The following is a 25799-nucleotide window of genomic DNA, read 5'->3' on the forward strand; positions in this document are numbered from 1 at the left end:
GTGACGATCGAGCTGACCCTGCTGTCGCGGGTGGCGTTCCGCGGCCGGGAGATCAGCGGCACCCGGTTGCGTGGTCTGCTCGCTCTGCTCGCGGCCGATCTGCGCGCCGGCTGCGGCACCGCCCGGCTGATCGACGGGCTGTGGCCGGAGGAGCGCGCGGAGGATCGACCGGACAATCCGGCCAAGGCGCTGCAGGTCCTCGTCTCCCGGGCCCGGGCTCAGCTCGGCTCCGACGTGATCGCCAGTGTGCCCACCGGTTATCGGCTCACCCTCGCGGCCGAGCGGGTGGACGCCGCCGCGGTCCAGCTCGCCGCGGCAGCCGCCACCGAGAGCCTCCGGGCCGGCGACCAGGTCGCCGCGCTCCGGCACGCCGAGGAGGGGCTGGCGCTGTGGGACGGACCGCCGGCGCCGGACGGGTCAGACGTCTGCGATCCGGTGGAGCGGCTGCGCGCCGGCCGCATGCCGACGTACTGGACGCTGGCGCGCACCCGGGCGCTCGCCGCGGCGCGGCTGGGACGCCACGCCGAGGTGGTCGAGGCGCTCACCGAGCTGGCCGGCCGCAACCCGCGGGACGAGGAGGTCCTGCTCGAACTCCTGCGCGCCGAGGCCGCCACCGCCGGTCCGGCCGCGGCGCTGGACAGGTACGAGGCGCACCGGCGGACGCTTGCCGACGAGCTCGGCACGGACCCCGGGGCCGCACTGCGCGCCGAGCACCAGCGCCTGCTGCGCGCTGGCCAGCCGACTGTGCGGCACGGCATTCTGTACGAGCCGAACCAACTGCTGGGGCGCGATGCCGACGTGGCGGCGGTGACCGGTCTGCTGGGCACGTCGCGGGTGACCTCGATCGTCGGCCCGGGCGGCCTGGGCAAGACCCGGTTGGCGTATTTCGTCGGTCGCGAGGCCCAGCAGCGGGTCGTGCACGTCGCCGCGCTGGCCGGCGTTGTCGCCGACGAGGACGTCGTACGGGAGGTCGCCGCCGGTCTCGGGGTGAGCGAGGGACGCCGGAGCCCCGTCGGGAAGCTCACCGGTGGCGCTCCCGACGCTACCGACCTGGTGGCCGGAATCGCGGCCGCGCTGGGTGCCGAGCCCGCGCTGCTGGTCCTCGACAACTGCGAGCACGTCCTGCGAGGTGCCGCCGGTCTCGTGAGCGCGCTGGTGTCCTCGACCAGGGACCTTCGGGTGCTGACCACCAGCAGGGCACCTCTCGGCCTGTCGTCGGAGTCGGTGTACCCCCTGCCCGAGCTCGACCTGGCGACGACTGTCGAGCTGTTCGGCCAACGAGCCCGGGCGGCCCGGCCCACCGCCGACCTGCCCGCCGAGGCGGTCGCGGACGTGTGCCGGCACCTGGACGGTCTGCCCCTGGCGGTGGAGCTGGCCGCGGCCCGGGTGCGGGCGCTGTCGGTTCCGGAGATCGCCCGCCGGCTGGAGGACCGTTTCGCCGTACTTCGCGGCGGGGCACGGGACGCGCCCGAACGCCACCAGACCCTGCACGCGGTCGTCGAGTGGAGCTGGAACCTCCTCGATCCGGCCGGGCAGGCGGCCATGCGGACGCTGTCGATCTTCGTGGACGGCTTCACTGCAGACGCAGCCTGTCAACTGCTCCTTGGCGGCGGTGCATCCGCGGAGCCGGCACAGGGTGTCAAGGACGGGTTGGCGATGGTGGAGCACCTCGTCGACCAGTCGTTGCTGAAGGTGGTCGACACACCCACCGGCACGCGCTTCCGGATGCTGGAGACCGTACGCGAGTTCGCCACCGAGCGGCGGCGGAAAGCCGGTGAGGACGACGAGATCACCCGGCGCTTCCTGGCGTGGACGTGTGACTTCGCGCGCACCCACCACGAGACGCCGTTCGGCGACCAGCCGTTCTCGAAGGACTGGCCGGTGCGCGCCGAGCAGGACAACCTCGTCCAGGCGCTGCGGCTCGGGCTGGCCAGGGACGACGGCGCGGCGATCGCCGCGGCGACCGCGCTCCTCACCGGGCTGTGGACCTTGGAGTCGGCCTACTCCCGGCTGCCGGAGCTCGTGGACACCGTCTGGCCGCTGTCGCACTTCCGTCCGCCGCCGGACCTGGTGGAAGTGACCCGGACGGCCGCGACGATGAACGTCATGTGCATGTTCATGTTGCGCGGCCCGAGTTCGGGCCGCGAGTTGTTCACCCTCCGCCGGTTGCCGACGGCCCCGCCGGACACTCCGGTTCGGGCGGCGGCCGCCGTGCTCCGGGAGGCGCCGAGCCTGCTCGCCCCGGACGGAGCAGCCCTCGCCGCGCTGTGTGCCAGCCCGCAACCGCTGCTTGCGGTGTTCGCCAACATCCTGGCCACCTACGTACACGAGCACGGCGGTGATCCGGCGGCGGCACTTGCTGCCGCGGCGTCGATCCTTTCCGTTGTGGAGAGGGAGGATCTGCCCTGGGTCAGGGTTCTCGCCCACACCCGGGTCGCCGAGCTGGCGCTGCAGATCGGGCAGGGGGAGCTGGCCGAACACCACCTGGTGGCGGCCCTCGACGTACTGGAGGGACAAAACTGGCCGGACGTGTTCAAGATCCGCTGGGCACTCGTGCTGGCCACCCTCCAGCGTGGTGTCGTGGACGAGGCCGAACACTGGCTGGAGCAGACCAAACTCAGCCGTTACGAGGACCTCGACGACATGGTCACCTTCGACCTCGGGGTCCGCGCGGAGATCCGACTGGCCCGCGGTGACGTCGAGGGTGGCCTGCGCGAGTGGCGGCGTGCCGTCGATGTCTTCCACGGCGGGTACGACCACAGCTTCCGGCTGGAGTCGATCGGACTGAACCCGTGGGGCGTGCAGGTCCGCGCGGTCGCGGTCGCGGCACATGCCCGGCACGGCAGGCCGGATCTGATCCGGGGCATCGTGGACGAACTTCCCGGCCTGCTGACCCTGATGCTGAACTACCCGGTCGACAGCCCGCCGGCGTACTTCGTGGAGTCCCCGATCCACGGCACGGTCCTGGTGGCGCTGGCCCTGGTCGACCTGCGCCGCGCGGCCGGTGCCGATGACGTCGGAGCCGGCGGACGCAAGGCCCGGTTGACACGTTCGGCGGTACGGATGATCGCCCTTGCCGAACGCTTCCGCTTCGCACGGGAGTTCGCGGTCACCATGTCCGGTGTGGAACTACGTCGGATCGCGGAGGAAGCCGACAGTTCGGCGTACGACGAAGCAGTCTCGTCGTACGCCGAACTCGAGCAGCACGAACTCCGTGCCGCCGCCCTGAGAGCGCTGTCGGATCGCGAGCAGGCGCAGAGCCTTCCAGGGACCGACTGACGTCAGTGGGTCGGGTCGCGGTCGTAGCGGGCGCGGGCCCAGACGTAGCCGAGGACGATGATCCCGGCGCCCCAGGCGGTGGCGATCAACGCGCTGTTGCCGATCGGCGTACCCAGCAGCAGACCGCGCACGGTCTCGATGAACGGAGTGAACGGCTGGTACTCCGCGAACCACCGCAGCCCGGGCGGCATCGAGTCGGTGGGTACGAAACCGCTGCCCAGGAAGGGCAACATCATCAACGGCATCGGTGTGTTGCTGGCGCTCTCGACACTCTTGGCCACCATGCCGAGAGCGACCGTGAACCACGTGAGGGCAAGGCTGAACATCACCAGGACGCCGGTCAGGGCGAGCCACTCGGCGAAGGTGGCGTTCGGCCGGAATCCCACCAGCAGGGCGACCACGAGGACCACGGCCAGGGCGAGCACGCTCTGGAGGACGGCGCCGAGGACGTGCCCGGTGAGGACCGAGGCCCGGCTGATCGCCATCGTCCGGAACCGCGCGATGATGCCCTCGGTCATGTCCATCGCCACCGCGATCGCGGTGCCCTGGGCGGTGGCGGCGAGTGCCATCGCCAGGATGCCGGGCACGACGTAGTTGACGTACTGCTGGCGCCCTCCTTCGATGCTGCCGAGCCCCGCTCCGAGCGTCCCCCCGAAGACGTACACGAACAACAGCAGGAAGGTGACCGGGACGCCGATGAGCATCAGCGTCACCGAGGGGTAGCGCTGCATGTGCCTGAAGTTGCGGCGCAGCATCGTCGCGGAGTCGGCAACCGCGTAGGACAGACTGCTCATCGGGTGAGTTCCTTCCGGGAGTCGGCGGAGCCGGCGGCGTGCTCGGCGGCGGCTTCGGCCGGGTCGGCGGCGGGCCGGCCGGTGAGGGCCAGGAAGACGTCGTCGAGGTCGGGCGTGTGCACCGACAGGTCGTCGACCTCGATGCCCGCGCGGTCAAGTCGTTCCAGCAGCGCGCGCAGCGACCGCACCCCACCGTCACCGGCGACCTGCAGGGTGAGCGCGTCGTCGTCCCGGGCCGCGTCGCCGAGGACGCGGGCGGCTTCGTCGAGTCTGAGCGCGTCGGCGAACTCCAGCTTGACGTGGCCGCCGGGCACCATCCGCTTGAGCTCGGACGCGGTGCCCTGGGCCACCAGCTTCCCGTGGTCGAGCAGGGCGATCCGGTCCGCGAGCTGGTCGGCCTCCTCGAGGTACTGCGTGGTGAGGAAGATCGTCGTCCCGCCGGCGACGAGGCGGCGGATGACGTCCCACATCGTGCGCCGGCTGCGGGGGTCCAGACCGGTGGTCGGCTCGTCGAGGAAGATGACCTGCGGGGTGCCGACCAGGGTCATCGCCAGGTCGAGGCGGCGGCGCATACCGCCCGAGTAGGTCGAGGCCTGCTTGCGGGCGGCGTCCACCAGGTCGAACTGTTCGAGCAGTTCTGCCGTACGCCGTCGCCCTCGAGCCCGGCCCAGGTGCCGCAGGTCGGCCATCAGGGTGAGGTTCTCCTCGCCGGTGAGGAGGTTGTCCACCGCCGAGAACTGGCCGGTCACCCCGATCACCGCGCGCACCGCGTCGGGGTCCCTGCTCAGGTCGGCCCCGGCGATCCGGGCCTGGCCGGCGTCGGCGGTGATCAACGTGGAGAGGATCTGGGCGGCGGTCGTCTTGCCGGCGCCGTTCGGCCCGAGCAGGGAGAAGATCGTTCCCTCGGCGATGCTCAGGTCGATCCCGTCGAGAACGACCTTCTCTCCGAACGACTTGCGCAGCCCGGTCGCCTCGATCGCCGGCCCGGATGCGGGAGTTCTCATGCTTCCTCGTCTCGTCAGTTGTGGCGTGGGTGCCACGACTGGGACGAGGGTGCCCGGGCCGGCCTTCACTGCGGTTTCACGACGGTTTCACGGCCCGCGAGGTCCTGGTCGGCTGGTGAAACCGGGGTTGGACTCCGGCGCTCAGGCTTCGTGGAAGGGGAGCCAGCCGGTGCGTTCGTGCCAGTGCCGACCGGCGCGCAGGTGGGCGACGTAGGCACGCTGGAGGGTCGAGTTCTGCGGAAGGTCGTCGAGCAGGTCGGCGGTGACCTCCGGCCCGGGTGCGGAGCGTTCGAAGACGTAGCCGAGCACCACGTGGTCGGCGTCGCCCTCGTCGGTCTCGCGCAGGAACGGCAACACGTGGAACCGTTGCTGGAAGCGCACGATGTTGGCGGCCGGCGGGAGGTACTCGCCCAGTTGCGGGTCGAGCAGCCAGGATCGGCAGGTGAAGAACGCCACCGGCTCCTCGGGAAAGTAGCGCCCGAAGAAGTCCCGGGCCTCGGCCAGCGACCGGTCGCAGGCGTCGGCGTCCAGCCGCCCGGTCGCCGGGATGTGCACCGCCACGGCGTACCCACAGGCGCCGTTGCCGAACGACACCGCACCGCGGTTGAAGTCCAGCCGCCCGAACGAGAACTGCGCCCCGCGCAGATGGACCTGCGGAGTCCAGGAGCTGAACAGGCTCAGCCCGCTGTGCCCGGTGATGGTGCGGTGGGCCCGCATGCCCTGGCCGACGCCCAGGCTGGCCCAGCTCACCTCCTCGGGGATGCCCCGCCCGGCGTGGTAGGCCAGCACCTTCGGCAGCGCGGCGAGATACAGCCAGACGTACAGGTGCGCGCCGACCGGCCCGGTGCTCGCGGGCAGCGCCGGCCACCCGGGCAGGCCCTCGATGGGCAGGCACTCGCCGAGGACGGACACCTGGTGGCGGTACATCCGGTCGAGCACCCACCACAGCGCCTGGTGCCGCTGCGGATCAGGTCGGGCCGCCAGCGTGTCCGCCCTGTCGCGCGGGTCGGCGCCGAGCCGGGTGAGCAGCCGGTCGGCGGTGTCGTCGTCGGGCAGCACCGGGCCGTCCTCACCGGCCTGGGAGCCCGCATGCTCGCGTTCGGACAACCAGCGCACAGCCTCCGGGGACAGCCCGAGTTCGTCCCGCACCATCGCGAGGTCCCGGCTCACGTCCGGCGGCGTCGACGTCATGTGTCCTCCCTTGGTCCGGCGGGGCTCGGATGGGCAGCCTTCCAGGCGGGGCACCCGGTGCGCCCGGCGTGCCCGACACGCTACCGTGCCAGGGAGTCCAGCGAAGATCCTCGGCGTACGACGGCACACGCCGCTGCACGCCCCGGTCAGTGAGGGAGAAATCCTTGCCGGACAAGGCGAAAGTCCTTCTCGACCCGCACTTCCGGAAGATGACGGAGATCTTCTCCGCCGCCGACCTGGAGCGTCTGCACGACACCGGGGAGGTGGTGTGGGGGCGCGACGACCCGATGCCGCCCGAGGAGGCCCGCAGGGCGCTGGCCGAGGCGACGGCAGTGGTGTGCTCGCAGTGGCGGTACGGACCGCTGCCCGACGCGCCCGACCTGCGCGCGGTGGTCAGCGTCTCCGGCGCGTTCCCGAACGACCTGGACTACCAGGCATGCTGGGCGCGGGGGATCCGTGTGCTGTCGGCGGCACCGGCGTTCGGGCGGCAGGTGGCCGAGATGGCGCTGGGGCTCGCGCTCGCGTCCTGCCGGGAGATCGCCGCCGGAGACGCCGCGATGCGATCCGGTGAGGAGCAGTGGCTGCACGCCGGCAACGCGAACACCTTCATGCTGTACGACGCTCCGGTCGGGTTCATCGGCTTCGGCGCGCTCGCGCGGAGCCTGCGGCCGTTGCTGGTGCCGTTCGACGTACGGATCAAGGTGTACGACCCGTGGCTGGGCGACGGTTTCCTGCGGCGCCAGGGCGTCGAGCCCTCGTCGCTGCCGGAGCTGCTGGAGACGTCGCGGTTCGTCTTCGTGCTGGCCGCGCCGAGCAGCGAGAACCAGGCGTTGCTGTCGCGGGAGCTGCTCGAGCGGGTCCGGCCCGATGCCGTCGTAGTGCTGGTCAGCCGGGCGCACGTGGTCGACTTCGACGCGTTGACCGAACTCGTCCTGGCCGGGCGCTTCCGCGCCGCGGTCGACGTGTTCCCCGACGAGCCGCTCGCGCCCGACCACCCGATCCGCGGCGCCCGCGGCGCGGTGCTGTCCGCGCACCGAGCCGGGTCGGTGCGCGAGGGTATGTGGGACATCGGCCAGATGGTGGTCGACGACCTGGAAGCGATCGTCGCCGGCCTGCCGCCGCGCCGGCTGCTGGCCGCCGAACCCGAGCTCGTCGGCCGGGTGGTCTCCGGTCATGGCCTGAAGCGGTAGCCCCGGCCGGGCTCGGTGATCAGGTGCCGCGGCGCGGCCGGTTGGCGTTCGAGCTTGCGCCGCAACTGCGCCATGTAGACGCGCAGGTAGTTGGTCTCGGTGGCGTACTCCGGTCCCCACACCTCCTGCAGCAGTTGGCGCTGGCCGATCAGCCGGTCGGGGGCGCGCACCAGCGTCTCCAGCAGATGCCACTCGGTCGGCGTGAGGCGTACCTCCTGACCGTCGCGGATCACCCGCTTGGCGGCCAGGTCCACGGTGAACGCCTCGGTGGTCACCACGGGCTCGCCGTCCGGCCCGGGCTGTCCCCGGCGGACGGCGGCCCGCAGCCGGGCCAGCAACTCGTCCATGCCGAACGGCTTCGTCACGTAGTCGTCTGCGCCCGCGTCCAGGGCGGTGACCTTCTCGGTCGAGGACTGCCGCGCGGACAGGACGAGGATCGGCACCTGCGTCCAGCCGCGCAGCCCGCGGATCACATCGACACCGTCCATGTCCGGCAGGCCGAGGTCGAGTACGACGAGCTGCGGGTGGCGGCGGGCGGCGACGTCGAGCGCGGCCCGCCCCTCCGCCACCACGTCGACGTCGTACTCCCGGGCCCGCAGGTTGATCGCGAGCGCACGGGCCAGCTGGGGGTCGTCCTCGACGACGAGCAGCCGAACCTGCGAGGTGGTCACCGTGCCGTCCTGTCCGCGTCGTCAGGGTTGTACGCCTGGGCGGCGGGCAGCGTCAGCACCATGGTGAGCCCGCCGGCCGGGGTGTCCTCCGCGTACAGCGTGCCACCGTTGGCCTCGGCGAACCCGCGGGCCACCGCGAGGCCCAGCCCGACACCGGTGCCGGCGGGTGCGTCACCGAGCCGCTGGAAGGGCTCGAAGATGTGGTCCTTGGCCTCGTCGGGTACGCCGGGACCGCGGTCGGCGACCCGGATCTCCACCTGGTCGCGCAGCGCGCTGGCCGTGAGCAGCACGGGCTCGCCGGGCGGGTTGTGGCGTACGGCGTTCTCGACGATGTTGGCGACCGCGCGTTCGACCAGCCCGGTGTCCACCCGGACGGCCGGCAGGTCCTCCGGCAAGGCCACCTTGACAGACTGCGGTGGTACGCCGATCAGCGCGGCCGGGACCACCTCGTCCAGGCTCACGTCGCGGAGCATCGGGCGGACCGCCTCGGCCTGGATCCGGCTCATGTCGAGCAGGTTCGCGACCAGCCGGTCCAGCCGGTCGGCGGACTCCTCGATGCCGGCGAGGAGTTCGGCCTGGTCCTCCTCCGACAGCTCGACGTCGGTCTGGCGCAGGCTGCTCACCGCTGCCTTCACCGCCGCCAGCGGGGTGCGCAGGTCGTGGGAGACGGCGGCGAGCAGCGCGGTCCGGATCCGGTTGCCCTCGGCGAGCTTGCCGGCCCGGCCGGCCTGTTCGGCCAACCGCTGGCGTTCCAGGACGACGGCGAGGTGCTCGGCGAAGGCCTCCAGCACCCGGCGGTCCGAGGCCGGCAGCACCCGCCCGGACAGGGCCAGCACCAGCGAGTCGGTCACCGCCGCGTCCGCGTCCGCCTGTCCCGGGCTGCTGGCGGGGTCGGTGCCCACGCTGCCCAGCACCTTCCACTGGTCGTCGGCGCCGTCGGCGCCGTCGGCGCCCTCGACGGGTCCGCGTTCGAGTAGCGCGGCCGAGGCCATCCCGAACGTCTCCCGCGCCTGCCCCAGCAGGGATTCCAGCCCGTCGGAGCCGCGCACGGCGTTGCCGGCAAGGGTGGACAACGTGGCCGCCTCGGCCTTGGCCCGGGCCGCCTGACTCGCCCGCCGCGCGGCCAGGTCCACGACGATCGCGACCGCGACCGCGATGACCACGAAGATCACCAGCGCGACGACGTTCTGGCTCTTGGCGATGGTGAGGGTGTGCAGCGGCGGGGTGAAGAAGTAGTTCAGCAGCAACGACCCCATCACCGCCGCGACTGCCGCCGGTGCGATCCCGCCGACGAGGGCGTTCGCCACCGCGAGGGCGAGGAACAACAGCACCTGGACGGTGAGCGTGGCCGAGTCCCGGGTCGACGCCAGCAGCAGGGTCAGCACCGGTGGCCCCACCAGCGCCAGGATCCAGCTGCCGACGATGCGCCGCCTGCTCAACGGCGTACGAGGCGTCTGCAACCGGCCCTTGCCGATCTGCTCGTGAGTGACCAGGTGGACGTCGATGTCGCCGGACCTCGGGGTCAGCACCGTCGCGACGTCCGGCCGGAACAGGTGCCGGAAGCGGTTGCGCCGGCTGCTGCCGAGCACGAGCTGGGTGGCGTTGACGCCGGAGGCGAAGTCGAGCAGCGCGGTGGGCACGTCGTCGCCGAGCACCTGGTGGTAGGTGCCGCCCAGGCTCTCCACGAGAGTGCGAAGCCGGCCGAGGGTCTGCGGCGACGGCGCGGCCAGGCCGTCACCGCTGGCCACGTGGACCGCGAGCAACTCGCCGCCGGCGCCACGCGCGGCGATCCGCGCCGCCCGCCGCAGCACGGTCTCACCCTCCGGCCCGCCGGTGAGCGCGACGACGACGCGTTCGCGGGCCGGCCACGCCGCCGTGATGTCGTGCTCGGCGCGGTAGCGCGCGAGCCCCTCGTCCACCCGGTCGGCCAGCCACAGCAGGGCCAGCTCCCGCAGCGCGGTGAGGTTGCCGGCACGGAAGTAGTTGGCGAGTGCCGCGTCGATCTTCTCCGGCGGGTAGACGTTGCCGTGCGCGAGCCGGCGGCGCAGCGACTCCGGTGACATGTCCCGCAGCTCGATCTGGTCCGCGCGCCGGACCACCTCGTCCGGGATCGTCTCCCGCTGCCGCACCCCGGTGATCGCCTCGACCACGTCGTTGAGCGACTCGAGGTGCTGGATGTTGACCGTGGTGACCACGTCGATGCCCGCGTCCAGCAGCTCCTCGACGTCCTGCCAGCGTTTGGCGTTGCGGGAGCCGGGGACGTTGGTGTGCGCGATCTCGTCCACCAGTACCTGCTCGGGCCGGCGGCGGATGATCGCGTCCACGTCCATCTCGTCGAACGTCCGGCCGCGGTACTCGACGGCGTGCCGCGGCACGACCTCCAGCCCGGCGACGAGCTGCTCGGTCAGCACGCGGCCGTGGCACTCGACGAAGCCGACCACCACGTCGGTGCCTCGGTCCGCGCGCCGGTGTCCCTCACCGAGCATGGCGTACGTCTTGCCCACCCCGGGTGCCGCGCCGAGGTAGACCCGAAACTTCCCGCGCGCCATCGGCTATCGCGTTCGTGCCTGCTGGTTGTGGTGAACCAGGTCGCGTAGCTCGCGCAAGGCGAGGTTGACACCGACGACGTTGACGCCGGGCTCACCGAGGAAGCCCAGTGAGGGCCGATCGGTGTTCTCGTCGACCAGCCTGGCGACCTGGCTCGGTGTGAGCTGGTTGGCCCGGGCCACCCGGGACAGCTGCACTCGTGCGTACGCCGGGGAGATGTGCGGGTCGAGGCCACTGCCGCTGGCGGTCACCGCGTCCGGCGGCACGGCCGAGAGCGCGACGCCGTTCTCCTTCGCCACCTGCGCCCTGCGCTCGCGGACCAGCTTCACCAGTTCGGGGTTGGTGGGGCCGAGGTTGGAGCCGTAGCTGTTCATCGCGTCGTACGGAGTGGCTCCGGTGGCCGACGGGCGGGAGTGGAACCATCGCGGACCGGTGAACTCCTGGCCGATCAGGCGGGAGCCGACGACCTGGCCGTCGCGGTGGATGAGCGAGCCGGCCGCCTGGTCGCGGAAGGCGACCTGGCCGACTCCCCACACGGCCAGCGGGTAGAGCACGCCGGTGATCACGGTCAGGACGAGCAGGACCCGAATCGCCGGGCCGAGCTGACGGATGGTTGCGTCCACGGGGTCACCCAATCCCTGGTATGAGCGAGATGAGCATGTCGATCGCCTTGATCCCGAGGAACGGCACCACGATGCCGCCGAGGCCGTAGACCCACAGGTTACGCCGCAACATCGACGAGGCCGAGGTTGGTCGATAGCGCACGCCACGCAGCGCAAGGGGGATCAGGACGACGATGATCAGGGCGTTGAAGATCACCGCCGAGAGGATCGCGGACTCCGGAGTCGACAGGCCCATGATGTTGAGCGCCTGCAGTCCCGGGTAGACCGCGGCGAACATCGCCGGGATGATCGCGAAGTACTTCGCCACGTCGTTGGCGATGGAGAACGTCGTCAGTGCTCCCCGCGTGATGAGCAGTTGCTTGCCGATCTCGACGATCTCGATGAGCTTGGTCGGGTTGGAGTCGAGGTCGACCATGTTGCCGGCCTCCTTGGCGGCCGGCGTGCCGGTGTTCATCGCCACCCCGACGTCCGCGGCGGCCAGTGCGGGCGCGTCGTTGGTGCCGTCGCCGGTCATCGCGACGAGCTTGCCGCCCTCCTGTTCGCGGCGGATGAGCGCCATCTTGTCCTCGGGCGTCGCCTCGGCGAGGAAGTCGTCGACACCGGCCTCCTCGGCGATCGCCCTGGCGGTCAGCGGGTTGTCGCCGGTGATCATCACCGTACGGATTCCCATGGCGCGCAGGTCGTCGAAGCGCTCGCGCAAGCCCGCCTTGACGACATCCTTGAGGTGGACGACGCCGAGCACGCGGGTGATGGCGTCACCGCCGTCGGTGCGGCGCTCGGCGACCAGCAGGGGCGTGCCGCCGCGCAGGGAGATCTCGTCCACCGCCTCCGCCGTGCCGGCCGGAATCGTGCCACCTTCCTGCTGCACCCACCGGAGTACGGCACTGGCCGCACCCTTGCGGATCTGGTGGCCGTCGGTGTGGTCGACGCCGGACATCCGGGTCTCGGCGGTGAACGGCAGAACCGTTGCCCCACTCAGTTCCCGGCCGCGTAGCCCGAACTTCTCCTTGGCCAGTACGACCACCGACCTGCCCTCGGGTGTCTCGTCGGCGAGGCTGGCGAGCTGGGCGGCGTTCGCGAGCTCGGCTCGCCCGGCGCCGCCGACCGGCACGAAGTCCACGGCCTGGCGGGCGCCCAGGGTGATGGTGCCGGTCTTGTCCAGCAGCAGCGTCGACACGTCACCGGCCGCCTCGACCGCGCGCCCGGACATCGCCAGCACGTTGCGCTGGACCAGGCGGTCCATGCCGGCGATGCCGATCGCGCTGAGCAGCGCGCCGATCGTCGTGGGGATCAGGCAGACCAGCAGGGCGACGAGCACCAGGATCGTCTGCTGCTGACCGGAGTACCCGGCCATCGGCTGCAGCGTCACGATCGCCAGCAGGAAGATGATCGTCAGGCTGGCCAGCAGGATCGTCAGCGCCACCTCGTTCGGTGTCTTCTGCCGGTCCGCACCCTCGACCAGTGAGATCATCCGGTCCAGGAACGTCTCGCCCGGCTCGCTGGTGATCCGGACCACGATGCGGTCCGACAGCACCCTGGTCCCGCCGGTGACCGCGCTGCGGTCGCCGCCGGACTCGCGGATCACCGGCGCGGACTCGCCGGTGATCGCCGACTCGTCCACGCTGGCGATGCCGTCGATCACCTCGCCGTCGCCGGGGATCACGTCGCCGGCCTCGCACACCACCAGGTCGCCGACGTGCAGCGACGTGCCGGGTACCTGCTCCTCGGTACTCCGGTCGGCTCCGAGCCTGCGTGCCAGGGTCTCCGTACGGGCCCGGCGCAGCGTGTCCGCCTGCGCCTTGCCGCGTCCCTCGGCAACCGCCTCGGCGAGGTTGGCGAACAGCACCGTGAGCCACAGCCAGCCGACGACCAGCCAGCCGAACAGGCTGGAGTCGAAGATCGTCAGCACGGTGCTCAGCGCGGCGCCCACCTCGACGACGAACATCACCGGCGACCTGACCATGGTGCGCGGGTCGAGCTTGGCGAGCGCCTGCGGCAGCGAGCTCAGCAACTGGGCCGGGTCGAACGCGCCGCCGGCGACGCGGTGATGCCCGCCCGGGTGGGAGGCAAGCTCAGGTTGCACCTGGGTGGTCTCCGCTTCGTCGGTGTGGTGGGTGGACGTGCTCATGACAGACCTTCCGCAAGAGGACCGAGGGCCAGGGCGGGGAAGAACGTCAGGCCGGTGACGATCAGGGTCACGCCGGTGAGCATGCCGACGAACAGCGGCGAGTTCGTCCGCAGCGTTCCGGCCGTCTCCGGCACCGGTTTCTGCCGGGCCAGCGAGCCCGCCAGTGCCAGCACGAACACGATCGGGACGAACCGGCCGAACAGCATGCACAACCCGAGCGCCACGTTGTAGAACGGCGTACCCGCGGTGAGGCCGGCGAACGCCGAGCCGTTGTTGTTGGTCGCGGAGGCGAAGGCGTACAGCACCTCCGACAGCCCGTGCGCGCCCGGGTTCAGGATGGACGAGCGGCCGGTGGACAACGTCAGCGCGAGTCCGGTACCGATCAGCACCAGCAGCGGCATGGTCAGGATGTAGAGCGCGACCAGCTTCATCTCCCGGGCGCGGATCTTCTTGCCCAGGTACTCCGGCGTACGCCCGACCATCAGGCCGGCGACGAACACCGCCACGACCGCCAGCACCAGCAGGCCGTACAGCCCGGAGCCGACGCCACCGGGCGCGACCTCGCCAAGGAGCATGGCGAGGATGGTCACCCCGCCGCCGAGCGCGGTGTAGGAGTCGTGCATCGAGTTGACCGAGCCGGTGGACGTCAGGGTCGTCGACACCGCGAAGGCCGGTGAGGACGACAGGCCGAACCTGGTCTCCTTGCCTTCCATCGCACCGCCCGCGAGTTGCAGGGCCGCGCCGGGGTGGGCGAACTCGGCCGCGTAGCAGGCAACGACGAAGCCGAGCCAGACGATGCCCATCACGGCGACGATCGCGTAACCCTGCTTGAGGTTTCCCACCATCCGGCCGAACGTCGCCGGCAGCGAGAACGGGATCACCGTGAGCAGGAAGATGATCAGCAGGTTGGTGAAGCCGGTGGGATTCTCGAAGGGATGCGCGTCGTTGGCGTTGAAGGGTCCGCCGCCGTTGGTGCCGAGGTCCTTGATCGCTTCCTGGGAAGCGACGGCGCCACCCGGCAGGTGCTGGGTCGACCCGGCCAGCGTGTGCACCGTGGTCGGGTCGCTGAAGTTCTGGATGACGCCGCCGGCCAGCAGGACGATCGCGGCGACGAACGCGATGGGCAGCAGGATGCGCAGCGTGCCGCGGACGAGGTCGACCCAGAAGTTGCCCAGCTGACCGGTGCCGTGCCGGACGAAGCCGCGGACGAGGGCGACCGCCACCGCCATGCCGACCGCGGCGGACGCGAAGTTCTGCACGGTGAGGCCTGCCATCTGGGTGAGGTAGCTCATCGTGGACTCACCGGAGTACCACTGCCAGTTGGTGTTGGTGACGAACGACACCGCGGTGTTGAACGCGCCGTCCGGCGGCACCGGCTTCATCCCCACCGACAGGGGCAGCCAGCTCTGCAGCCGCTGCATGGCGTACAGGAACAGTACAGACACCAGGGAGAACGCCAGCACGCTCGCGGCGTAGCCCGTCCACCGCTGGTCGGCGTCGGGGTCGATCCGCAGGGCGCGGTAGATGAGGCGTTCGACCTTCAGATGGCGATCGCTCTGGTACACCCGTGCCATGTAGTCGCCCAGTGGGCGGTGAACGACGGCGTACGCGGCGACGAGGGTCGCCACGAGGAGGACGGCGGTGAGGCCCGGGGACATCTAGAACTTCTCCGGTTTCACGAGGGCGAGGAGGAGGTAGACGATCAGCGCGACCGCGAGGACGAGGCCGACGACGTTGGCGAGGCTCACAGCTTCGCCGCCCCCTTGAGGATGCCGACGACAACGCAGAACGCGATGATCGTCAGGGCGACGAACAACAGGTCACTCACGGGGTGCCCTTCTCTGCCGATCTTTCGATGGGTGACCGGACGACCCGAAACCCACTCAAGTGGACCGATGCCCTCCGCCGGCTGCGCCTTAACGGCGTCCATACGGGATGGCCGGTGATCTTGACGCGTTCTTGACGGCTCAGCCCACGTGGACGTGCGGGCGCCGGGCCGGGTCGGGCTCGGCCTCGCGCAGAACCTCCCGGGTGACCGGGGCGACCTCGCCCACGCCGATGAGGAGGAACCTCGCGAGGTTGGTGAGCGGGTTGCCCTCGGTCCACTCGAAGTGGATGTGCGGGCGGCTCCCGGTGCGGTCGCGGACGTCCAGCAGGAGGGCGGCCAGTGCGTTGGGCACTGTGGAGCTTTCCATCCGCAGTACGCGGAACTTGCCGTGCAGCACCAGGCCGTGCACGTTCAGACTGGACTCGAACTCCGACGGGTCGCGGACGACGACCTCGGCGAAGATGATGTCGTCCTCGACGGGGACGTCGCCCTCGGCCCGCATCTGGCGGATCTTCTCGCGGTACTCCGCGACGTCACCACGGCCGGGTTCGTTCGCGATCAGCCGCACCCGGCGGCGCGCGCAGTCACGGACGAACCGCTGCGCCGTCTCGTCGAGGGTGACCTCGGTGACCCGTAGCTCGAAGGCACGGTAGGAACGGGACAGCAGCGAGACCGCGAGGATGGCGGCGATGAAGCAGGCGCCGATCTTCACCCCGTCCGGTCGTTCGGCGATGTTGGCCAGGGTCGTGTAGACGAAGACCGCCACGATCACCCCGAACGCCGTGGTCCAGTGGTGTTCGCGGGCGCGTCGGGCGGCGATGGTCACCGCGACGGCGGCAGAGGTGATCAGGACGAGCACACCGGTCGCGTACGCCCCGCCCTGAGCGTTCACGTCCGCCTGGAAGATCCAGGTGATGAGGAACGCCACACCGGTCAGGACCAGCACCATCGGCCGGGTGGCCTGCGCCCAGTGCGGCGCCATGCCGTACCTCGGCAGGTATCGCGGCAGCAGGTTCAGCAGTCCGGCCATCGCCGACGCCCCGGCGAACCACAGGATCGCGATCGTCGAGAGGTCGTACACGCTGCCGAATCCACCTCCGAGGTACTCGTGTGCGACATAGGCCAGCGCCCGGCCGTACGCGGGCTGCCCGGGTTGGAAGTCCTTGGCCGGAATGAGCAACGTGGTGACGATGCTGCTCGTGATCAGGAAGACGCTCATGATCAGCGCGGCGGTGGTGAGGAGTTTCCGGGTGCCCCGGATCCGGCCGGTCGGTCGTTCCTCGGTGTCGGAGGCGTCACCCTCGATGTGCGGCATCACGGCCACGCCGGTCTCGAACCCCGACAGGCCCAGCGCCAGCTTGGGAAACACCAACAGCGCAAGGGCGATCATCAGGAACACGTCACCATGCTGGGTGGTCAGCGCGACCCCCCAGTCGGCGACGACGTGCGGGGTGGTGACCACGTGCCACAGGCCGACTGTCACGACGACGGCGTTCAACGACAGGTAGACCGCGACCAGGGCCACCGCCACCCCGATCGCCTCCTTGAACCCCTTCAGGAAGACCGCTCCGAGGACGGCCAGGAAGACCAGGGTGATGCCGACCTGGTGGTTGCCGAAAGCCGCCGGCACGTGCGGGTTCTCGATGACGTGCTCGGTGGCGTCCGCGGCGGACAGGGTCATGGTGATGACGAAGTCGGTGGCGGCGAACCCGAGCAACCCCAGGACGAACAGCTTGCCCTTCCAGAACGGCAGCAGGCGTTCCAGCATCGCGATCGACCCCATGCCGTGCGGGCTCTCCCGCGCCACCCGGCGATAGACCGGCAGCGCGCCGAAGAGGGTCACCAGCACCAGGACGACCGTGGCCAACGGGGAGAGCAGGCCGGCGGCGAGCACCGCGATCCCGGGCTGGTATCCGAGCGTGGAGAAGTAGTCCAGGCCGGTCAGGCACATCACCTTCCACCAGGGGCTGCGTGGATGTGAGTTGCCCGGTTCGCTGAACGCCGCCAGCCGTTGGGACCGGCGTGGCATTCCCTCCAGCAGCCACTGGCGCAAACGTCGCGAAACCGGCCGGGAACCGGCGTTGCTGGCTTCGGCCACGGCGTGCTCCCGTCTCGCCGCCGTCGAGCGGACGTCGAGGAGGGCTCCTTCTCACACTAGGAGAGGCTGGCCCGCCGCGAGACGCGATCGCGTCATCCCACGGCCATCGGGCACGCATCGGGCGGCCCGGGCGAATCGGACGCGCCGGGCCGCTCCTCGCTACTCCGTGGCGGAGGTCAGCACCAGGCGGCCGTAGTCGCCGTACAACCCGCCCACCTGGACGTAGTACGTCGTTCCGGCGGTCGTGGGCAGGTCGACCCGGCCCTGAAGCGAGGTGCGCGGCAGCGGGAAGCCGGGGCCGTCGTCGTCGCCGCACGCGACGGGTTCGAGTCCGTCGGCGGTGGCGGTGTAGACGGCGAGCACGGTGTCGAAGTCGCTGCGGGCTGTGTCGAGATGGATGGTCCCGCCAGTGCCCTGCACGGCGTACCAGAGAGTGCGGCCCACCGGCCCGTCCGCACACGGCAGGTCCGCCTCGGCGACCTCGGCGGCACCCCGAGTGGAGTCGCGGACCGTGGCGCCAGGCGTCAGCGTGGCCGCGGTCGCGAGGGTGTCGTTGCTCGGCGCGGGCCCGCTGGGCTTGGGTCCCTGGGACGCGCTGATGTGCTCACGGGTGAGGATCTCCAGGTGCTCGCACGTGGCGTCGACCGAACCCCACGGCAGGTCCGCCTTGGCGGTCACCGCGTACGGCGTGGCCTTCTGCACCACGCGGGCGATGGAGGTACGCAGGATGCCGGTGGTGGTCTCGCCGCTGGGCCGCGCGGTCACCGAGACGGGAACGTCCGCGATCACCTCGGCGGTCTCGGAGTCGCGCAGCGGAAGCGTCGCCACGAACTCGTCCGCCGGCTCGACCGGGCCGAACAGGTTGTACTGGCGGCCGTCGTGCTCGACTTCCACGGAAAGGAAGTACTCGCCCTCGGCGGGGCCGAACAACCCGACCAACGCGTTGCCCTCGCAGCGCGCCGAGTCGAACAGGTGCCGCTCGGACCGGACGGTCGCCGCCGGTGAGTTGGACCGGTACGTCACCAGCGTGGACGAGCCGGTGCAGTCCAGGGCCTGGACGGTGTAGCGGGGCAGGTCGAGGGTGGGCCTGACGGCCAGGGTGGAGGCGACGGTGTGCGACTTCACGTGCTGGTTGCCGTTGTCGTTACGCCCGTCGGTCTCGACCTGCGCGGTGGCCGTCGTCGTCGCGGTGAACGCGCCACTGCCGGCCGGCTCACCCTCGGCGTTGTAGACGTCCAGGGTGTACGAGGGTGAGCCGTCGTTCCAGTTGCCGGTGCCGTACGCGCTCAGCACAGGAGCGTCGTCCGGGCCGACCGACACGTACGCGAAGTCGCCGAACTCGGAGGACGCGCCCGCGGTGACGAACACCTGCTCGCCGGTCGTGGTGGTCCCCGAGCACTGCAGCCCGGCATGGAAGGACGTCTGTGTGGTGGGTGGTGCCGCGGTGGCCGAGGAGACGGCCATCCCGCTGGCGACCATGGCGATCGCGGCGACGCCCGCGACTCGGCCGAGCCTGTTCATCTGTCCCCCCGCAACGGATCCGGTGACGGCACCGGCCGACGCCCGCTGTCGTCCGGTGGCGAAGATCGTAAAGCAGGCGGTGGGTGTGTGTAATGGTTTCGGAAAAAGCCGGTCAGAGCACGTAGCCAGGGTTCACAGATCGAACGACAGGACGGTGACCGAGTGGGGCGGGAAGTCGTACTCGCCGGACGGTACGTCCACCCGGCCGCGCCGGCGGACGCCGACGTTGTCGGGGTTGCTCAGGCTGTTGGCGGCGAGCACGTCGTCGACGTCGGCGCCGAGGTCGCGGACGTCCGCGCTGGACGGCAACGACTCGGCCCTGCCGTCCAGGACGATGCGTGCCCGAATCGGTGCCGCCCGGTACCGGTTGATGACCGCGACGCGCAGGGAACGCCGGTCCTCGGTGAGAGTCGCGCTCACGTCGAGGTAGGCGACGACGGCGGGACGTGTGGTGTGCCGGCCGCCGCGCTCGCGTTCGTCGCCCTGGCGTACTGCGGTGGATCGGGCAGGGCCGTCGACCTGTGTCGCGAGCGCCCGGCTGCCCAGGGAGTTCTGGTACAGGTCCCACACGTGGTAGGACGCCGACTTCACCGCGCCGCCGGGCCGGGCGACCACAAGGCCGTTGGCATTGACCAGGTTGACCGTGTTCGCCATCGTCGGCGGTACGGGGAGGCCTGCGCCACGGTGCAGGGTGTGGAACACCCCGGCGTAGAACAACGCGTCCGCGAGCGTTCGGGGGCTCCAGCGGTTGACCCGGAGGTTCGTCGGTGACTCGTCGGGCGCGGCGACGTCACGGGGTACGACCCCGCCGTCGTCGGAGGGGAGCGGCTCGGGCCAGCTCGCGGGCTCCAGATGCCGGATGTTCCACTCGTCCAGCGCCAGTGCCAACGGCCGGTTGACACCAGCCTTCGCGGCCAGGTCGGCGACGAGGTGGGAGTAGTCCTGGATGCGTTGCTCGAAGTACGCAGGCTGCGCCACCACCGCGTCGTAGTCGTCGTCACCGGACGCCGCCGAGAACAGATGCGTACTCGCGGCGTACAGGTGGAGCGAGACGTAGTCGACCAGGTTCCCCGCCTGCTCCAGCAGCGGACGGGTCCACTCCTCCTGCTGCCACGGGATCCCGACCGCCACCAGCTTGAGGTCGGGGTCGACCAGCCGCATGAACCGCGCGTGCTCGCGGGCCGCGGCGGCGTACTCCTCCGCCGTGCGGTGGCCGTACTGCCAAGGTCCGTAGACCTCGTTGCCGATCCCCCAGTAGCGGACGCCGTACGGCTCGCGCCGGCCGTTCTCCACTCGTCGTCTGGTGTACGCCGTGTCGGCCCGGCTGTTGGTGTACTCCACCCAGCGCACCGCCTCGTCGACGTCCCGGCAGCTGTGCACGAGGTAGGGCTCCGTGCCGACTTCGGCGCACCAGGCCAGGAACTCGTCGGTGCCGAAGCGGTTGGTCTCCAGTCCGCCCCAGGCCAGCTCCAGCCGGCGCGGCCGCGAGTCGCGTGGGCCGATGCCGTCCTCCCAGTGGTACGGCGACGCGAAGTTGCCGCCCGGCCAGCGAACGACCGGCAGGCCGAGCTCCTGGCACAGTGTCAACACGTCCTTGCGCAGACCGTTTCGGACGCCGGGCCCGTCGTAGGACAACGGGGAGCCCTCGTCGAAGACACCGCCCTCGATGTTGCCGAAGAACGACGACTCGAGGAAGTGCCCGTAGATCTGCGGGTCGATGCGGCCGACCTCGCGGCTCCGGTCGATCAGGATGGTCGCGGACGGCTGGGTCACGAGTGCTCTCCCTGGGGCGGTCGTCCTGCTGCGGCTTGGGAAAGGTGGGTCACCTGCTCGCCCCTTTCGACATCAGGGCAGTGCGGTAGTCACGGGAGCGTCGTGTCGACCAGCGCCGCCAGGACTGCCGCCTGGAGGTCCTGTCGCGCCTCGGAATACCTCGGATCGGCCGAGAGGTCGTGCAACTCGTGGGGGTCCGTGTCGAGGTCGAAGAGTTCGGTGAAGACGGTCCCGTCCCGGTGGATGGTGACGAGCTTGCGCTGTCCGTCGGTGACGGTGAGGAAGCCCTCGCCCTCCGCGAAGACGTACCGATGCCCGGCGCCGTCGAGGTTCCGGCCGTCCGGCACGGCTCCGCTCGGTGTGCCATCACCGGAGGTCCCATCCGCGGAGACACCCGCGGCCTCGACGAGCGTGGGGTGGACGTCGACGAGACTGGTGAGCCGGTCCGTGCGCGTCCCCGCGCCGGCGCGTCCCGGTCGCCGCAGCAACAGCGGGACGTGCAGGACATCCTCGTACGCGCAGGCGTTCTTGCCCCAGAATCCATGGTTGCCGAGCATCTCGCCGTGGTCGCAGGTGAAGATCACCAGGAGGTTGTCGCCGAACCGCTCCTCCGCGGCGCGCAGGATCTCGCCGATCTGGTCATCGATCAGGGCGACGTTCGCGAGGTAGTGCAGGCGCAACCGATGCCAGTAGTCCTCGTCCCGGTCGTGGTAGCCCGCGCCTTCCACCGCCCCCGCGGCCGAACCGTGGAAGCTCCGATAGTGGAAGCGACGAGGGTCGCTCCACTCCTCGGGCACGACCGTCGCCTCGCCGACCAGTGTCTCGTCCACCCGGCTGAGGTACTCCTTCGGCGGGTCGAAGGGAAAGTGTGGCCCGCTGAACGACACCCAGCCGAAGAACGGCCTGCTGTCGTCGTGTGACCCGATCCACTCGCACGCCTTGCGGCCGACCCAGGCGTCCGGATGCCACTCCGCAGGCCCGGGGAACGTGAACACCTTGCGGGCCTCACGGTCCCAGACGGCGGATCGGTAGTCGGCGAGATGCCCCGCCGCGTCGAGCTCGCGGGCGTAGTCGTCGTAGAACCAGACCGAGACCTGCTTGTCGTCCTGCAGTGCGAGGTGTTCGATGCCGAGACTCTCGTAGTACGCCCGGAACTCGTCGTACGGCAGAGTGCGGTCGGGCCGGGTGCTGCCGTACGGCACCGGCGTGTAGTGGCACTTGCCGATGTGCCCGACGGTGTAACCGGCCGTGCCGAGAGTGGTGTAGAGGTTGGGAATGTCCGCCGACAGGGTGGTGTCCCGGAAGTTGCTGTACGCTTGGTGGTTGCGCGGATAGCGGCCGGTGACGAGGGACGCGCGACTCGGCAGACACCACGGGCTCGCCGTGTAGGCGCGGTCGAAGACGGTGCCCGCATCGGCCAGCGCGTCGAGGTGTGGTGTCGCCACCGCCTGCCCGCCGTAACATCCGAGCGCGTCCCGGCGAAGTTCGTCGGCGGTGATCAAGAGTATGGCCGGGCGGTCACCGGTCACGTCGGCACGTCCTCGCGGTAGTAGGTCGTCGTGTGTTCGGAATCCGAACCCGTCTGTCGTCGCGTGGCGGCGATGGTGTCAAGCGCGGCTTGCCAGGCCGGATCGGCGGCTCGGTAGACGATGAGCCGCCGGGTCGATACCTTCGTCGAGGACTGGTAAAGAACGTTACCTGTTGTGAGAACTCCGGGCGGTCAGGCGTAGCCGGTCTGGCGGCGGGCTTCCTCGATGATCCCGATCTGTCGCCGGACGCTCTCCGGCGTGACGAACAAGTCCGCGCCCGTACGCAGGGTCGCCTCCAGCCGGTCGTAGTAGCGCAACGCGGCCGACCTGGTGCCGCGGCCCAGCGTGCGGACCTCCTCCTGCCAGTCGATCGTCTCGCCGCTGCCGTACCGTCGGCCCGCCGCCGGGCCCTCGTCCAGGTGTGGCGCGTTCGCGGCAGCGGCATCGAACCACCGGATCGTGAACGTCTGCCCGTCGCCGACCAGCGCGCCGGTGGTGCCGGTGATCTGCCAGCCCGGCTGGGGAATCGCCATGCACATGCTGGACTCGACCTCGGCCAGCGGCCCGCTCGGTCCCCGCAAGGTCAGCTTGACATGGTCCTCGGCGTCGCCCCGGCCGACCGTGTGCCGCAGGTCCGCGAACACCTCCGTCGGTTCCTCGCCCAGCAGCAGAAGGACCTGGTCGAGTACGTGCGGAACGGTGTTGGACAGTTCGCCGCCGCCGTACTTGCGAAGCGTCTGCCAGTCGGCCCGTCGCTGGAAGCGGTGCACCGTACGCCGGAGCAGAACCAGCTTCCCCAGCAGGCCGGAAGCCAGGACGTCCCGTACGAAGTCGAAGTCGACGTCCAGGCGGCGCGGCAGGTAGCAGGTGAGCAGCCGGTCGGCCCGGTCGGCGGCGGCGATGAGTTCGTCCATCTCCGCCACCGACGCGGCCATCGGCTTCTCCACGACGACATGGGCGCCGGCTTCGAGCGCGGCGACGGTGAGTGGGACGTGGGTGTGGGAGGGCGAGGCGACGACCACGATGTCCAGGCCCTCGGTGCCGATCACACCCTCCGGGTCGGTGTGGGAGGCACAGCCGAAGCGCTCCTCGGCCTCCTGCCGTCGCTCCGCCACCGGGTCGGCGACCGCGGCCACCTCGAACCCCTCGTGGTCGGCGATCGCGTCGGCATGGATGTTCCACCCGCTCCTGCCCAGCCCGATGATCCCGACCCGAACCGGTGCGTCCGCCATGCCAGCCCCTCCGTCGTGCCTGTCGTGTTTGGCTGAGTACGGCCGGTGTCGTCACGGCCGTTGTGGTCAGCCTGCCGCCTGGACCGGGCGCGGTCCAAGCCGGCGGCCTGTGACGGCCAGAACCGGTCCGGCGGGCGCTCCGGGGACTCTCAGGTCCCGTTCAAGCAGCGCACGTAGCCTGGCCGGATGGCAGGAGAGAAGCGGTTCGATCAGGTCGCGCTGGTGGTGAACTCCGGGTCGAGGAGCGGGGCCGCGGCGTTCGAGGAGGCCCAAGGGCGGCTCGGCGACCTCGGCGTACCGCTCGGTGAGTGCTATCAGGTCACCGACGGCACCCGGCTGCCGGAGGTCGTCGCCGAGGTCGCGGACCACCACGATCTGGTGATCGTCGGCGGCGGGGACGGCACGCTGAGTACGGCCGTCGACCACCTCGCGCCGCGCCGGGTCGCCCTCGGCGTGCTTCCGCTGGGAACGGCGAACGACTTCGCCCGTACGCTCCGGATCCCGTTCGACCTCGCCGGCGCCTGCGAGACGATCGCGCACGGCAAGGTGGTCGACGTCGACCTCGGCCGGATCGGCGACAACTACTTCGTCAACGTGGCCTCGGCCGGGCTTTCCGTCGGCGTCACCCGGGCCCTCACCCCCAGGATGAAGCGCCGGCTGGGGCCGTTGGCGTACCCCCTCGCGGCGGGTCGTGCCTACCGCGCCCACCGGCCGTTCCGGGCCTGGCTGGAGTTCCCGGACGGCGACCACGCTCCGATGGAACTCGACGACCTGCTCCAGGTCGCGGTCGGCAACGGCCGGCACTACGGCGGCGGCAACGTCGTCTCGCCCACCGCGGGCATCGACGACAACACCCTGGACGTGTACGCCATCCCGGCGGGCCATCTCCGGGACCATCTCAGCATCGCGCGGCTCCTGCGGGACGGAAGTTTCGTCCGGCACCAGAACGTCGTGCACGTGACCACGCGCCGGCTGAACCTCCACTCCGAGCCCGAGCAGGCGGTGAACGTCGACGGCGAGGTGGTGGCGACCACCCCGCAGGAGTTCAGCGTGCAACGGAACGCGCTGGTCGTGCTCGTACCCCAGGAGTCCGACGCCGCGCGGCTGGACCCGCACCATCCCTGACGCGGGAACCCAGCTGGGGCCAGCCGGGACTACTGGACGCAGAACACGTTGCCCTCCGGGTCGGTCATGACCACGTGGTCGGTCCCCGGCTCCGACACCACCCGCAGCACCTTCGCGCCGTGCTCCCGCAGCCGGGACACCTCGTCGTCGCGACGCCCGGGCTCGGCGTGCACGTCGAGGTGGAGTTTGTTCTTGCCCGGTGTCGGGTCGGGCACGGCCTGGAACAGCAGCCGCCGGCCCAGGCCCACCCCGGTCGATTCGTCCACCGGGTCGTCGGGATGGCGTACGGCGGCGGCGTGCAACCACACCTTGCGCCCGTCCACCTCGGTGTACTGCGCGTCGGTGACGACGCCCGCGCCGAGCAAACGGTCGATCAGTGCGGAGTGGTCCTCCACCTCGTAGCCGAGGGCGAACGCCCAGAAGTCGGCCAGTCGCAGCGGCTCCGCGCAGTCGACGACGAGCTTCCAGTGCAGAGCCATGAGTCCTCCCGGTGAAGTCGACACCAGTTATAGTGGTTACGTGTCCGTGCCCGCAACCGGTCTGCCCATGCACTCCCGGGACGGCGCCCAGTGGATCTTCGATCCGGGTGCCCTCTGCCTGGAGCTCCTGGTCACCGGCGGGCCCGGGCCGCTGGCGAGGTGGGAGACGCTCGACCGACCCGAGGGCCTGCGCAGCTGGTTGGCGGACTCCCGGCTCCACCTCGACCCGGCGCAGGTGGACGTCACCGCCGAGGCGCTGGCATCGGCCCGCCGGGTACGCGACGCCCTGTGGCGCCTGGTCCACGACGCGGTCCACGGCGCGGTCCACGGCAGGGACGAGGACCCCGGCGGAGGCACGGACGAGGACTCGGGGCTGACGCCGACCCCAGCGGACCTGGCCGAGGTCAACCGTGCTGCCGCTCGCCCACCACTCGCGCCGCGGCTCGCCGCCGACGGAACGCACGGCTGGCAGCTTCCCGCCGACGTCGAGCAGGTGGTCTCGACCGTCGCCCGGGACGCGATCGACTTGCTGACCGGCCCGTTCGCCGACCGGATCCGGGAGTGCGACGCGCACAACTGCCGGCTGGTCTTCGTGGACACCTCACGGCCCGGCCGGCGGCGGTGGTGCTCGATGGAACGCTGCGGCAACCGCCACAAGCTCCGTGCGCTTCGCGCCCGTCGCGATCCGAAGGAGCAGTCGCCGTCCTGACGAAGGCCGTCCGCGCGCTGGGCCGTGCTGTGGGTCCTGAGCATGTCGCCCCACGCCTCGGGTAGGAGCGCCCTACAG

At 70.8% G+C, this 25799-nt stretch carries 20 protein-coding genes; 4 read left to right on the top strand and 16 right to left on the bottom strand.

What is annotated here, in order from left to right; all coding sequences use genetic code 11:
* On the top strand, positions 1-3279 hold the full coding sequence (locus F4554_RS02175; RefSeq protein WP_179785814.1) for a BTAD domain-containing putative transcriptional regulator: 3279 nt from the start codon (positions 1-3) through the stop codon (positions 3277-3279).
* 2 nt (positions 3280-3281) lie between these two features.
* Here F4554_RS02175 and F4554_RS02180 read toward each other — a convergent pair whose 3' ends face one another.
* The 3 genes from F4554_RS02180 to F4554_RS02190 form a co-directional block, all read right to left on the bottom strand.
* A complete protein-coding gene (locus F4554_RS02180) occupies positions 3282-4073 on the bottom strand; it encodes an ABC transporter permease (RefSeq protein ID WP_179785815.1) in 792 nt (263 codons plus the stop codon).
* Complete coding sequence (locus tag F4554_RS02185; protein ID WP_179785816.1) at positions 4070-5077, bottom strand: ATP-binding cassette domain-containing protein; 1008 nt, start codon at positions 5075-5077, stop codon at positions 4070-4072. The genes F4554_RS02180 and F4554_RS02185 overlap by 4 nt, the downstream gene beginning before the upstream one ends.
* Positions 5078-5218: 141 nt before the next feature.
* On the bottom strand, positions 5219-6268 hold the full coding sequence (locus F4554_RS02190; RefSeq protein WP_179785817.1) for an acyltransferase domain-containing protein: 1050 nt from the start codon (positions 6266-6268) through the stop codon (positions 5219-5221).
* Between the two features lie 164 nt (positions 6269-6432).
* On the opposite strand from F4554_RS02190, the gene F4554_RS02195 reads away from it, so the two are divergent.
* Positions 6433-7458, top strand: coding sequence for an NAD(P)-dependent oxidoreductase (locus F4554_RS02195; RefSeq protein WP_179785818.1), 1026 nt, complete (start codon positions 6433-6435; stop codon positions 7456-7458).
* Here F4554_RS02195 and F4554_RS02200 read toward each other — a convergent pair.
* From F4554_RS02200 to F4554_RS02255, 12 genes are all read right to left on the bottom strand, one after another.
* On the bottom strand, positions 7440-8129 hold the full coding sequence (locus tag F4554_RS02200; RefSeq protein ID WP_337795835.1) for a response regulator: 690 nt from the start codon (positions 8127-8129) through the stop codon (positions 7440-7442). The two genes, F4554_RS02195 and F4554_RS02200, sit on opposite strands and share 19 nt — an antisense overlap.
* Entirely contained in the window at positions 8126-10678 is a 2553-nt protein-coding gene (locus F4554_RS02205; protein WP_179785819.1) for a sensor histidine kinase, read from the bottom strand. Before F4554_RS02205 ends, F4554_RS02200 begins: the two co-directional genes overlap by 4 nt.
* Before the next feature lie 3 nt (positions 10679-10681).
* Complete coding sequence (gene kdpC, locus F4554_RS02210; RefSeq protein WP_337795836.1) at positions 10682-11299, bottom strand: potassium-transporting ATPase subunit KdpC; 618 nt, start codon at positions 11297-11299, stop codon at positions 10682-10684.
* A gap of 4 nt (positions 11300-11303) precedes the next feature.
* Positions 11304-13427: a potassium-transporting ATPase subunit KdpB gene (kdpB, locus tag F4554_RS02215; RefSeq protein ID WP_179785820.1), complete on the bottom strand. Its 2124-nt coding sequence runs from the start codon at positions 13425-13427 to the stop codon at positions 11304-11306.
* On the bottom strand, positions 13424-15085 hold the full coding sequence (gene kdpA / locus F4554_RS02220) for a potassium-transporting ATPase subunit KdpA (RefSeq protein WP_179785821.1): 1662 nt from the start codon (positions 15083-15085) through the stop codon (positions 13424-13426). The genes kdpB and kdpA overlap by 4 nt, the downstream gene beginning before the upstream one ends.
* On the bottom strand, positions 15086-15175 hold the full coding sequence (gene kdpF, locus F4554_RS32855; RefSeq protein ID WP_179785822.1) for a K(+)-transporting ATPase subunit F: 90 nt from the start codon (positions 15173-15175) through the stop codon (positions 15086-15088).
* Positions 15172-15357 (bottom strand): hypothetical protein, encoded by a 186-nt coding sequence (locus F4554_RS02230; protein WP_179785823.1) that lies wholly within the window; start codon positions 15355-15357, stop codon positions 15172-15174. The genes kdpF and F4554_RS02230 overlap by 4 nt, the downstream gene beginning before the upstream one ends.
* Before the next feature lie 37 nt (positions 15358-15394).
* A complete protein-coding gene (locus F4554_RS02235) occupies positions 15395-17353 on the bottom strand; it encodes an APC family permease (protein ID WP_179785824.1) in 1959 nt (652 codons plus the stop codon).
* Positions 17354-17512: 159 nt separating this feature from the next.
* On the bottom strand, positions 17513-18874 hold the full coding sequence (locus F4554_RS02240; RefSeq protein WP_179785825.1) for a hypothetical protein: 1362 nt from the start codon (positions 18872-18874) through the stop codon (positions 17513-17515).
* Between the two features lie 132 nt (positions 18875-19006).
* The gene (locus F4554_RS02245) at positions 19007-20647 is read right to left on the bottom strand and encodes an alpha-L-arabinofuranosidase C-terminal domain-containing protein (protein ID WP_179785826.1); all 1641 of its coding nucleotides are present in this window, start codon (positions 20645-20647) and stop codon (positions 19007-19009) included.
* Between the two features lie 89 nt (positions 20648-20736).
* Positions 20737-22176, bottom strand: a complete 1440-nt coding sequence (locus tag F4554_RS02250) for a sulfatase-like hydrolase/transferase (protein WP_179785827.1) — start codon at positions 22174-22176, stop codon at positions 20737-20739.
* 191 nt (positions 22177-22367) lie between these two features.
* Positions 22368-23408 (bottom strand): Gfo/Idh/MocA family protein, encoded by a 1041-nt coding sequence (locus F4554_RS02255; protein ID WP_179785828.1) that lies wholly within the window; start codon positions 23406-23408, stop codon positions 22368-22370.
* Positions 23409-23594: 186 nt separating this feature from the next.
* Here F4554_RS02255 and F4554_RS02260 point away from each other — a divergent pair, with 186 nt between their 5' ends.
* Positions 23595-24533, top strand: coding sequence for a lipid kinase (locus tag F4554_RS02260; RefSeq protein ID WP_179785829.1), 939 nt, complete (start codon positions 23595-23597; stop codon positions 24531-24533).
* A gap of 29 nt (positions 24534-24562) precedes the next feature.
* Here the strand turns inward: F4554_RS02260 and F4554_RS02265 are convergent, their stop codons facing one another.
* On the bottom strand, positions 24563-25012 hold the full coding sequence (locus F4554_RS02265) for a VOC family protein (protein ID WP_179785830.1): 450 nt from the start codon (positions 25010-25012) through the stop codon (positions 24563-24565).
* Positions 25013-25052: 40 nt separating this feature from the next.
* Here F4554_RS02265 and F4554_RS02270 point away from each other — a divergent pair, with 40 nt between their 5' ends.
* On the top strand, positions 25053-25721 hold the full coding sequence (locus tag F4554_RS02270; RefSeq protein ID WP_337795837.1) for a CGNR zinc finger domain-containing protein: 669 nt from the start codon (positions 25053-25055) through the stop codon (positions 25719-25721).
* Positions 25722-25799 lie beyond the last annotated feature (78 nt).

This window comes from Actinopolymorpha rutila (assembly GCF_013407855.1).
GTDB classification, from domain to species: Bacteria; Actinomycetota; Actinomycetes; order Propionibacteriales; family Actinopolymorphaceae; genus Actinopolymorpha; species Actinopolymorpha rutila.

Bases quoted from the DNA above. Each gene is read 5' to 3' on its own strand.
- F4554_RS02180 (WP_179785815.1), bottom strand. From the start codon at position 4,073: ATGAGCAGTCTGTCCTACGCGGTTGCCGACTCCGCGACGATGCTGCGC.
- F4554_RS02185 (WP_179785816.1), bottom strand. From the start codon at position 5,077: ATGAGAACTCCCGCATCCGGGCCGGCGATCGAGGCGACCGGGCTGCGC.
- F4554_RS02190 (WP_179785817.1), bottom strand. From the start codon at position 6,268: ATGACGTCGACGCCGCCGGACGTGAGCCGGGACCTCGCGATGGTGCGG.
- F4554_RS02205 (WP_179785819.1), bottom strand. From the start codon at position 10,678: ATGGCGCGCGGGAAGTTTCGGGTCTACCTCGGCGCGGCACCCGGGGTG.
- kdpB (WP_179785820.1), bottom strand. From the start codon at position 13,427: ATGAGCACGTCCACCCACCACACCGACGAAGCGGAGACCACCCAGGTG.
- kdpA (WP_179785821.1), bottom strand. From the start codon at position 15,085: ATGTCCCCGGGCCTCACCGCCGTCCTCCTCGTGGCGACCCTCGTCGCC.
- F4554_RS02230 (WP_179785823.1), bottom strand. From the start codon at position 15,357: ATGGACGCCGTTAAGGCGCAGCCGGCGGAGGGCATCGGTCCACTTGAG.
- F4554_RS02240 (WP_179785825.1), bottom strand. From the start codon at position 18,874: ATGAACAGGCTCGGCCGAGTCGCGGGCGTCGCCGCGATCGCCATGGTC.
- F4554_RS02255 (WP_179785828.1), bottom strand. From the start codon at position 23,408: ATGGCGGACGCACCGGTTCGGGTCGGGATCATCGGGCTGGGCAGGAGC.
- F4554_RS02260 (WP_179785829.1), top strand. From the start codon at position 23,595: ATGGCAGGAGAGAAGCGGTTCGATCAGGTCGCGCTGGTGGTGAACTCC.
- F4554_RS02265 (WP_179785830.1), bottom strand. From the start codon at position 25,012: ATGGCTCTGCACTGGAAGCTCGTCGTCGACTGCGCGGAGCCGCTGCGA.